This is a genomic window from Acrocarpospora sp. B8E8, from assembly GCF_039871605.1.
GTDB lineage: Bacteria > Actinomycetota > Actinomycetes > Streptosporangiales > Streptosporangiaceae > Acrocarpospora > Acrocarpospora macrocephala.
Genome location: NZ_JBDPLV010000019.1, coordinates 152,070 through 161,950, shown reverse-complemented (window position 1 = coordinate 161,950; position 9,881 = coordinate 152,070). Strand labels below are relative to the sequence as shown.

The window sequence follows — 9,881 nt, the reverse complement described above, 5'->3', positions numbered from 1 at the left end:
CGATCTCGGAGTAGCCAGGACCGGCCCAGACGGCGGCGGGCTCGCCGAGCGAGCGAGCCAGGGTCAGCAGCTCAAGGGTGACCTTCTTGACGTCTCCGTCGACGTGCTCGACGAGCACCAGGATCTCTGCCATGCCACCCCTCCCTAGATGAACTTCTTCGACGCGAGGAAGTCGGCGGTCTTGACGCCGCCGTCGCCCTCATCCTTCACCACGGTGCCGGCCGCGCGCGGCGGCGCGACCGCGAAGTCGGCGACCTCGCTCCACGCGTTGGCGACGCCGACCAGCGCGGCGTCGATCTCCGCGTCGGCGATGCCGAAGGTCTGCACCGGCTTCTTCTTGGCCGCCATGATGCCCTTGAAGGACGGGTAGCGCGGCTCGTTGATCTTCTCGACCACGGAGACGACGGCCGGCAGCGACGCGTCGACCTTGTCGAAGCCGTAGTCGGTGACCCGCTGCACGGTGATCCCCGTCCCGGAGATCTCGACCTTGTTGGCGAGGGTGAGCTGGGGGGTGCCCAGCCGCTCGGCCAGCATGGCGGCGAGCATGCCGGTTCTGGCGTCGGTGGACTCGGAGCCGAGGATGACCAGGTCGAACCCGATCTTCTTCAGCGTCTGGGCCATCGCATACGACGTGGACAGCGCGTCCGAGCCGTGCAGGGCCGGGTCGACCAGGTGGACGGCCTTGTCGGCGCCCATGGCCAGGGCCTTGCGGATGGTGTCGGTGGCCTTGTCGGGGCCCATGGTGAGCACGGTCACCTCGCCACCGTGGGCCTCCTTCAGACGCAGCGCCTCCTCGACCGCGTACTCGCACAGCTCGTTGATGACGCCGTCGGCGGCGTCCCGGTCGAGCGTCTTGTCATCGGACCGCAGCTTGCGCTCGGTCGCCGTGTCGGGGACCTGCTTCACGCAGACGACGATGTTCATGGCCGGTGGCCGACCTCCCGTATTCCGTGTGGCTCTGATCGCATGTTACCCGCGAGTAGCTTAATCACAAACCTCCTACCGGGCACCCTACCGAACTATGTTCGGGAGGTATCAGGTGGGGTGATTTAACTCGCCAACGCCAGCAGACCCACGGCGAACAGCAGCGCGCCCACCGCCAGCAGCAGCGTGAACGTGCTGAACAGCGTGCTCAACCCCGCCCACAACGCGACAGATCCCGCGATGCACACCAGGTCTAGCACCACGCGTGGCCGTGACTTCGCCGCCAGGCCGAAGCCCGCGTCCACCAGGACCGTCGTGCCGTACGCGACGAGCAGCAGCAACGACAGTTCGGGCACGTGCTCCCGGCCGGTGGCGGACAGCAGGCCTACCACCAGCCCGGTGCCGACCACCCAGCGCCGCCGGATGACCTCCCGGCGCCGCAACCGCGACTCCTCGGCGGACGAGCGCCGCTCGGGCGTCATGCCCGGCCGCCACTCCCGGGTCTCGGCCTCCCGGGCGGAGAGCGGCTCGGCGGTCATCGGGGTCACCGGTTCCGGCGCTCCGGTGAGCACCCGCTGGCGGAACGTCCCGGCCAGGCGGTTCAGCAACTGCGCGGCCGACGGTCTGGCCGCCGGTTCCGCGCGCAGGCACTCGCGCAGCAGCGGGGCGAGCCAGCCGGGCACGTCGTCCAGGTCCGGGTCCCCGTGCACCACCCGGTAGGCCACGGCCGGCACCGGCCCCGTCCCGTACGGGTGCCGCCCCGACGCCGCGAACGCCATCGTCGCCGCCCAGGCGAACACGTCGGCGGCCGGACCGGCGTCGCGGCCCTCCAGGACCTCCGGGGCGAGATAGCCGGGCGTGCCGATGACCGCGCCCGAGGTGGTCACCGCGGCGGTGTCCAGCGCGTACGCGATGCCGAAGTCGATCACGTAGGGTTCGCCGTCGGCGAGGATCACGTTGGCGGGTTTCAGGTCGCGGTGCACCACCCCGGCCCGGTGCACGGCGACCAGGGCTTCGGCCAGGCCGTGCGCGAGCCGTACGAGATCGTCGCCGTGCAGCGGGCCGTCGGCGACCACGGCGGAGAGGGCGCGGCCCTGCACATACCGGGTCACCAGGTAGGGCTGGTCGCCGTCCAGGGAGGCGTCGAGGACCTCGGCGACGTGCGGGCCGCGGACCCGGCGCATGGTCTCCACCTCGCGGGCCAGCCGGGCCAGCGCGGAGGCGTCGGCGGCCACGTGCGGGTGCAGCACCTTCACCGCGACCGTGCGGCCCTCGCCGTCCAGCGCCAGGTGGACCTCGCCGAATCCGCCCGAGCCGAGCGGGGAAAGCAGGCGATAGGGGCCCAGATACTCGGCTCCCATGCACCCTCCCTTTCGCGGCTTCACGCTCTATCGTGCCCAATCAGGCCACGGCCGCACCTATCGGGTATCAGTTCCAGAATGTGATGAAGCCCAGCCCGAGCTGGTTCATCAAGTCCTCCACCAGGCCGCCGATGAGGTTGACGACCGTGTCCTCGCCCTTCTGCTGCAAATCGGAGACGATCGCGTCGATGGCCACCGACGGCGGCCGCCACGGCGCCCAGGACGCGGCCGTCGAGATCGCGGCCATGATCACGAAGAAGGCGAGCGTGCCGACCGCGATGGTGGCCACCATGCCCGCGCCGGGGCTGCGGATCAGCCCGCTGAGCGACTTGGTGACCGCCTTCCGCGGGCCGCCGCCGCCCGGCAGGATGAACAGCCCGGCCACGAAGGCACCGGCGGCGTATCCGGCGGCGGTGTCGGTGTTCTGGTGCGCGCCGTACACGAGCAGGCCCCAGACGCACATCCCGAACATGATCGAGAGCGGCACCTGGAACAGCGTCGCCAGGGTCGCCTTGATCAGCGCCCACGGGGTGCCGAGCACGGCCAGCACCGGGTCGGCGCCGCTGCTCCCCCGGCTCTGCCGCCGCTCGGTGAGGCCGCCGAACAGGTAGTGGCCGACCCGCAGGCAGAGCGCGGCGGCGATGGCGAACAGGCTGACGATCACCGGCAGCAGGCAGGCCGCCGCGACCAGCACGGCGAGCAGCATCGCGGCCAGGACCGGGTGCCCGGTCCGGTAGCGCTGCCCGCTCGGGCTCGGCTCCGGCTGGTACGGCCTGGCCTGCGCGGGCGGCGGCGGCTGGTACCGGGGCGGCGCGGTCGGCTGGGCGTTCACCGGCGCCGGATACCCGGCCACCCGCTGGTCGGGGAACGGCGCCGGCTGGTACGGCGGGGGCGGCACGTAGGGCGGCGGCGGCGCGGCCTTACGCGCCTTCTGCGGCTTGGGCGGCTTCTGCGGACGCTCCGGCTTGACGTAGTTGACCGGCGTCAGCAGATCCGAGTGCGTCTGGTTGACGGGCAGCCCCCGCGTGCCACCGGGCCCGTCGTCGAGAACGCGGGTGCCGTCGTTCACCACCCGGGTGCCGTCGCTCAGGACACGGGTGCCGTCGGCCAGAATGCGCGTGCCGTCCGCGAGCACCTTGGAGCCGTCGTTCAGAACCCGAGTGCCGTCGACGTGGATGCGGGTGCCGTCCGCGAGGATCTGGGTCCCGTCCTCCAGCACGCGGGTCCCGTCCTCACCGGTCAGCACGTGCGTGGCGGCCGACTCCTTGAACACGGTCACCGACGGGTCCAGCGCCCGGGTCAGCCGCAGCAGCGCGCCCGCCGTGGGCCGCGTCCCCATGTCGGTGGACAGGGCCAGCCGCAGCCACCCGCGCAGCCACGCGGGCGCCAGGTCGACCTTGGCCTTGCCCTCCAGGATGTTGTAACAGACCACCTCGAACGTGCCGGACCCGAACGGCGGCTGCGCGGTGGCCGCGAAGAAGACCGTCGCCGCCAGAGCGTGCACGTCGGCGGCCTGGGTGATCCCGGCGTCCCTGATGATCTCGGGCGCCAGGTAGCCGGGGGTGCCGACGAACATGCCCGTCTGGGTCAGCCGGGTGGCGTTCACCAGGTGCGCGATGCCGAAGTCGATGACCAGCGGATCGAACCCGCCGGGCCGTTCGACCAGCATCACGTTGGCCGGTTTGAGGTCGCGGTGGATGACGTCGGCGGCGTGCACCGCGACCAGGGCCTCGCAGAGGCCGCGCGCGAGCCGGATCAGATCGCGGGCCGGCAGCGGCCCGTCCTCCAGCACGTGCTGCTCCAGCGTGCGGCCGGGCGCGAACCGGGTCACGATGTACGGCGTCGCCCCGATCAGATCCGCGTCCAGGACCTCGGCGACCCGGGGGCTGCGCACCCGGCGCATGGTCTCCACCTCGCGGGTGAGCCGGTCCCGCGCCTTCAGGTCGGACGCGACATGCGGGTGCAGCACCTTGACGGCGACCTCGCGGTTGTCCCTGTCGAGTCCGAGGTGGACAACCCCCATGCCCCCCTCACCGAGCCGGCGGAGCAACCGGTAGGGCCCGATCCGCTCCGGAGCCTCAGTCGTGGCCATCTATGACCCCCCTGGTCCCTGTTGCCGTAGCACGGTCAAACGCTCAATCAGCTCCTGAATGTCAAAGCCCCAGAAGAGGCCGGCGGTGTTGTCCCCCCTCACCGACAGCAGCGCGATTCCGGCCAGCAACACCGCGATCACCCCGATCCCCCACGCCGCGCCGACGGCCGCCCCCCGGGTGGGGAGCAGGGACGCGAGCGTACGCCGTACCTGGCGGGTGGGCGCTTCCACGGCCGGTCCCGCGCAGATCGCCCAGAGGGCGACGGCGACGCCCCAGGCGAGGGCGGAGTTCTCGTCCATGGTGGTGACCAGGACGGTCAGCAGCAGCGTGACCGGGACGCCGAGGATCAGCCCGTAAAGGACCAGTCCCAGCGTGGACCCGATCGACTTGAACAGCGGCCCGGGCAGGCCGATCACCCGGAACACGTCGCTCGCCGCGGCGCCGATCGGGCGGCGGGTGTTGAGCTCCGGCTGGGCGATGTCGGCAGCCCGGAACAGCACGACGGCGGGGATCGCGATCAGCGCGACCAGCACCGGCGCGATCACGGCCGCCGCGGTCATCGCGACCAGCATGAACGAGCTGGCCACCCCGTAGGCCTTGGAACGCTGGAGCATGTTGCCGGGCCGCATGCCCGGGTTGTGCAGTGGTTGCGGCGGCGGCACCCTGACCGTCTGCTGGAACGGCGGCGGATGCGGCTGGTGGACGTGCGGGGTCTGCTCGTAGAAGTCCGGCGGCTGCTCGAAGAAGTTCTGCTGCTGCGGCAGCGACTGGCGGAGTTCCTCCGGGCGCACCCGCCGGGTGGGAATGTCGCCGTCCCTGCCGGGCTGCTCCTGCGCGGGCGGCGGCTGGTGCGGCTGCCAGGCGCTCGCCCCGGACGGAGGGCCCATCCGGGTGGGGATGTCGCCTTCGACGATCTTGGGGATGGTCGGCGGCTCGTACTTCGGGGGCGGCGGCTCGTACTTGGGTGGCTGGGACACGTCCGGCTGGGCGGTGAGCCCGGCGCGGCGGAGGTCCTCGCCGGTGACGCGCACGGTCGGGAACGGGTCGCCCGCCTGGCCGGCGGGCGGTGGGGAGGCCACCTGGCCGGTCGCCGGGGCGTCGCCGAGCAGCGAGACGAACTCCGACCGGGACACGGCCGGGGTGATGAGCGGGTTCGGCTTGAGCGGCGCGACCGGCTGGTTGACCTGCTCGTGCGAGGCCGGACGTGGCTGCGGCGGCGGCCCGTCCAGGCCCATGACCGCGATCGGCTTTCCGGTGGTCTGGTCCACGTTCGGCACCGTGGTGACCTCGTCGGGCACCCGCGGCCGGTACGGATTCGGCAGCAGCCTCGCCACCTGGTCGCGCAGCTCGGACGCGGTCGGGCGGCGGGCCGGGTCGCGTTGCAGCGCGGCCCGCAGCACCGGCTGGATGACCTGCGGCGCGCCCTCCACGTTCGCCTTGCCGGAGGTGATGTTGAAGAAGATCATCTCCAGCGTGCCCTTGCCGAACGGCGGCAGGCCGGTTGCGGCGTAGAGCAGCGTGCCCGCCCAGGCGTGCACGTCCACCTCGGGGCCGGCCTCGTGGCCTTCGATGATCTCGGGGGCGAGGTAGCCGGGGGTGCCGATGAACATGCCGGTCTGGGTGAGCCGGGTGGCGTCCACGGCCTGCGCGATGCCGAAGTCGATCAGCACCGGCTCGCCGTCCAGCATCAGCACGTTGCCCGGTTTGAGGTCGCGGTGGATGACCCCGGCGGCGTGCACGGCGGCGAGCGCCTCGGCCACCCCGGCGGCCACCTTGAGCAGCGCCTCCACCGGGAGCGCCCCGTCCTGCTTGACGATCTCGTCCAGCGGGCGCCCGGGGACGTATCTGGTCACGATGTACGGCCGCTGGCCGGTCACATCCGCGTCCACGACCTCGGCGATGTGCCGGTTGCGGACCCGCCGCATGGTCTCGACCTCGCGTGAGAGGCGCCGACGCGCGGTGTCGTCTCCGGCGACCTCCGGGCGCAGCACCTTGACGGCCACCTGCCTGCCATGAGGATCCAAGGCCAGGTGGACCACGCCCATACCACCCTCACCGAGCCGCCGCAGCAACCGGTAGGGGCCCAGTCGGTCGTCCTGATTCATGCCTTAAGCACCATACCGACTAAAACACCGTCCATGAGTGAACCATCGGGCCACATTCCTGCTAAGCACAACGTTAGGCGTGGCTCAACGGTTTCCCACCCTACGGTCACAATGTGAGCACCAGTGTCTCGCCCCGGGTGGCGGCGACCACGTCGGCGCCGGATATGGCCAGCTTGGAGCGGCGTACACCGCTTCCGATCACTAGAAATGAACGGTTGGTCACGTTTTCATCAACGAGGACGGGCCAGCCTTCGGGGAGGCCCAGCGGGGTGATACCGCCGTATTCCATCCCGGTGAGGGCGACTGCCTCTGACTGCGGGGCGAAGGACACCTTGCGGACGTCCAGCCATTTCCTGATCACGCCGTTGACGTCGGCGCGGTCGGTGGCCAGGACCATGACGGCCGCGTAGCGGGTCTCGCCGCCGCGCTTTCCGGCCACGATCACGCAGTTGGCGGAGTCTTCGAGGGCGACGCCGTACCTCGCGCAGAAGGCGGCCGTGTCGGCCAGGCCGGGGTCGATCTCGGCCACCCGCAAGCCTGGGACCAGGGCTTTGGCCACCGGGTCGGCCAGCAGGTCGAGGTGGTCGGCGGCGGGCATCCAGTCGAGCGTCACTCGGTCTCCTCCTTCAGCACCCGGTCGTGGAGGCTGGTCACCACGTGGCGGGCGGACTCGAAGGCTCCAGCCTGCCAGGCGACCAGGTGGGTGAGCCAGTCACCGGCGAAGTAGACCCGGCCGGCGGGCTCGTGGAGCAGGGTGGACGGGGGCATGTTGGCCCAGGCGCCCTCGATGTGGGGGCGGTTGGACCAGGCCATCGAGATGCTGGAAAGCAGGTCTTTCCGGTATTTCGGGCCGTGCACGCGTTCGCCCTGGGCGAGGGCTTTCTCCAGGCGGGCTGGGTGCTTCAGGGCGGTATAAGTGTCGGCGTCGGCGGCGAAGTTGTAGTAGCCGACGACCAGGCCGCGGGGGCGGTGGAACCCTTCTGACGGGTACCAGATGCGGGCGATGTCGAGGTCGGTCTCGGTGATGCCGCCGTAGATGCGGTCCTCCTGCTCCCACCAGCGGCGGCCGTACTCCAGGCCGAGCTTTCCCGCGGCGAAGGGCTGGGCGGCGCGGAGGGCGGCCAGGACGCGGGTGTCGAGGTTGCCGGGGATCTTCGCCATCAGGTGCGGGGGGAGGGTGGCGACGCAGTAACCGGCTTTGATCGTGCCGCCGGCGTGGGTGATCTCGACGCCGTCGTCCAGGTTGGTGACCTTGGAGACCGGGGAGGAGAGCTGGATGCGGTCCCGGCCGATCACGTCGGCGAGGGCGGTGACGATCGAGTCCATGCCGCCGACCGGCTGGAACATGGGCATGGCCTGCTCGGAGGAAAGGTCGAAGGTGAGCGCGGGTCCGAGGTGGTAGCCGAGGAGTTCGCTGAGCGGCGGCGCGGGTGGGAGCGGTGTTCCGGCCTCCACCCCGGGGTAGGTGGCGAAGCCGCGGCGTTCCGAGCCCTCGTAGGTGGTCTTGTCGCCGAGGTCGCCGAACTGGCGGAGGAAGTCCAGCAGGAGTTCCTTGTCGGATTCCTGGACGGTGTCGTTGAGCGCGCCCTGGCTGGTGGCCTTGGCGAGGAGTTCGGAGAGGGTGCCGAAGACGTCGGCGCGGGCGGTTCGATAGCGGACGGGGGCCTTCATGCCGGAGGTGTAGATGTAGGCGGAGGCGTTGCCGTTGACGAACGGTTCGATGGGGACGCCGAGTTCGCGGCAGTAGTCGAGGGTGACCATCCAGGAGGCGATTCTGGCCGGGCCCGCGTTGAAGTAGACGCCCTCGCCGAAGCGTGCGGTCTGCTTCTCGCCGGTGGTCTCGGTGAGCTGGTCGCCGCCCCGCAGGGTCAGGTTCCGGCCGCCGATCCGGTCGGCGGCCTCCAGGATCGTGCAGTCGTATCCGGCTTTGCCTAGTTCGTACGCACAGGTGAGGCCGGCGATGCCGGCGCCGAGGATGACGACTTTGGCGGCGGATTTGCCGCGTAACGCGAAGTCCGACGGGCGCGGGGCTTCGAATTCCGAGCGCTGCTCGCCGGGGGCTAAGCCGAGGACGTTCATGGCGGCGTACATGGCGCCCGCCCCTCCGGCGGCCCCCAGTCCGATCAGCAGCGCGCGCCGGGTGACGGTCATCGAGTCTCTCCTTGAGCGGTCAGCCGTAGATTCCGCTGCCGCAGGCCACCTGGCCGGCGATCATCGCGAAGAGGCCGAAGAGGGCCATGATCTCGTGGTAGTCGCCGGTCTCGAACTCGGTGTGCCGGGGGCCGACCAGGCGCGTGCCCGGGACCAGGGCGCAACCCGCCGCGATCGCCGTGGAGTTCCACTCGACCCCCAGCCGGTACGGCGGCTGCACCACGTAGGGCGAGAAATCCGACAGCCGGTTCAACGCCCTCCCGGCCGCTTCTCTGATCCGCTCCTGGGCTACCGACGGCGGCAACAACTCGGCCGAGAAACGATCCACGCCCTTCTTGACCGCGACCGTCTCCACCTCGCCCAGCAACTCCACGGCCTCCTCGCAGACCGCGTCATCGCCCGTGACCAGCGCCACCGGCACCCCCAGCGCTCCCGCGAACCCCGCCACCAGCCGCGTCTCCCCGCAGATCTCGTCGTTGAGGTAGACGTTGTGGATCTCCTTACCCATCCACGTGTGGTTGAGCACCCCGTGCGGCACGCCTGCCCTGGCGTGATATCCCACAAAACAGGCGGCGTCGAAGTCCGCGGTCAACCCCTGAGCCATGCGATGCGGCTTTCCCGGCCCTCTGATGAGCGTGGCCCGCGGGTCCAGCAGATCGACCCGGAGGTTCTTGGTCGACCCGTGCGCGTCATTGAGCAAAACCGCCCGCGCCCCCGCCTCGAACGCCCCCGCCACCACCGCGTTGGCGTCCTCCGTCATCAGCTCGCAGCCGCGCTCATATCCCCGGCCGCCCGCGTGCATCTCCTCAGGATCGGTCAGCCCGGTGACGCCCTCCATATCAACCGACAGATAAACCCGCATGCCCCCAACTCTCAGACGGTCTTGAGATCCCGCAACCGATCCAGCTCCCGCCGCATCGCCACAACCTCCCGCCGCAACATCTGGACCTCCCACAAGGTATCCCTGATGTCCCGCAGATGATCAGCTTTGGTCACATAACGCGCATCGATCCGGGCCCGCACCGCCCGCCGAAGCCGCATGGGAACAACCCTCAAGACGAACCGCATAAACGGCCACGATAGCCGCACCGAACAACGAAAACGCCCAGCTCTGATCACAATCCGGGCTTCTCGCCACCTACCAAACTCTAGGTGGTTCTCCCACCCACCCATCCCTTTGTTTCCCCTCGGGCTCCGCCCGCCCCCGTCATCCCCGTGGTCGCCCACACGAAACGATGGCCACGTCT

The 9,881-nt window shown here is 70.4% G+C and carries 8 protein-coding genes and 1 pseudogene; all 9 read right to left on the bottom strand.

From position 1 onward, the window contains the following. A pseudogene (locus ABGB08_RS20630) lies at positions 1-133 on the bottom strand (electron transfer flavoprotein subunit alpha/FixB family protein); the annotation flags it as partial. 11 nt (positions 134-144) lie between these two features. Then, positions 145-924 (bottom strand): electron transfer flavoprotein subunit beta/FixA family protein, encoded by a 780-nt coding sequence (locus ABGB08_RS20625; RefSeq protein ID WP_347592609.1) that lies wholly within the window; start codon positions 922-924, stop codon positions 145-147. A gap of 125 nt (positions 925-1,049) precedes the next feature. Beyond that, positions 1,050-2,285, bottom strand: a complete 1,236-nt coding sequence (locus ABGB08_RS20620) for a serine/threonine-protein kinase (RefSeq protein ID WP_347592607.1) — start codon at positions 2,283-2,285, stop codon at positions 1,050-1,052. A 67-nt stretch (positions 2,286-2,352) separates the two neighbouring features. Continuing rightward, complete coding sequence (locus ABGB08_RS20615; protein WP_347592605.1) at positions 2,353-4,377, bottom strand: serine/threonine-protein kinase; 2,025 nt, start codon at positions 4,375-4,377, stop codon at positions 2,353-2,355. Beyond that, positions 4,378-6,483 (bottom strand): protein kinase, encoded by a 2,106-nt coding sequence (locus tag ABGB08_RS20610; protein ID WP_347592603.1) that lies wholly within the window; start codon positions 6,481-6,483, stop codon positions 4,378-4,380. It abuts the gene before it with no gap. Positions 6,484-6,589: 106 nt separating this feature from the next. Continuing rightward, positions 6,590-7,081: a YbaK/EbsC family protein gene (locus ABGB08_RS20605; protein WP_347592619.1), complete on the bottom strand. Its 492-nt coding sequence runs from the start codon at positions 7,079-7,081 to the stop codon at positions 6,590-6,592. 11 nt (positions 7,082-7,092) lie between these two features. Then, a complete protein-coding gene (locus ABGB08_RS20600) occupies positions 7,093-8,634 on the bottom strand; it encodes an FAD-dependent oxidoreductase (RefSeq protein ID WP_347592601.1) in 1,542 nt (513 codons plus the stop codon). 19 nt (positions 8,635-8,653) lie between these two features. Beyond that, a complete protein-coding gene (locus ABGB08_RS20595) occupies positions 8,654-9,496 on the bottom strand; it encodes a M55 family metallopeptidase (RefSeq protein WP_347592599.1) in 843 nt (280 codons plus the stop codon). Positions 9,497-9,507: 11 nt separating this feature from the next. Further along, on the bottom strand, positions 9,508-9,675 hold the full coding sequence (locus ABGB08_RS20590; RefSeq protein WP_155349710.1) for a hypothetical protein: 168 nt from the start codon (positions 9,673-9,675) through the stop codon (positions 9,508-9,510). Between the last annotated feature and the right edge of the window lie 206 nt (positions 9,676-9,881).

What these genes read in the sequence shown, in the direction of transcription:
- ABGB08_RS20615 (WP_347592605.1), bottom strand. Translation starts at nt 4,377, where the DNA reads ATGGCCACGACTGAGGCTCCGGAGCGGATCGGGCCCTACCGGTTGCTC.
- ABGB08_RS20605 (WP_347592619.1), bottom strand. Translation starts at nt 7,081, where the DNA reads ATGCCCGCCGCCGACCACCTCGACCTGCTGGCCGACCCGGTGGCCAAA.
- ABGB08_RS20600 (WP_347592601.1), bottom strand. Translation starts at nt 8,634, where the DNA reads ATGACCGTCACCCGGCGCGCGCTGCTGATCGGACTGGGGGCCGCCGGA.
- ABGB08_RS20595 (WP_347592599.1), bottom strand. Translation starts at nt 9,496, where the DNA reads ATGCGGGTTTATCTGTCGGTTGATATGGAGGGCGTCACCGGGCTGACC.
- ABGB08_RS20610 (WP_347592603.1), bottom strand. Translation starts at nt 6,483, where the DNA reads ATGAATCAGGACGACCGACTGGGCCCCTACCGGTTGCTGCGGCGGCTC.
- ABGB08_RS20625 (WP_347592609.1), bottom strand. Translation starts at nt 924, where the DNA reads ATGAACATCGTCGTCTGCGTGAAGCAGGTCCCCGACACGGCGACCGAG.
- ABGB08_RS20590 (WP_155349710.1), bottom strand. Translation starts at nt 9,675, where the DNA reads ATGCGGCTTCGGCGGGCGGTGCGGGCCCGGATCGATGCGCGTTATGTG.
- ABGB08_RS20620 (WP_347592607.1), bottom strand. Translation starts at nt 2,285, where the DNA reads ATGGGAGCCGAGTATCTGGGCCCCTATCGCCTGCTTTCCCCGCTCGGC.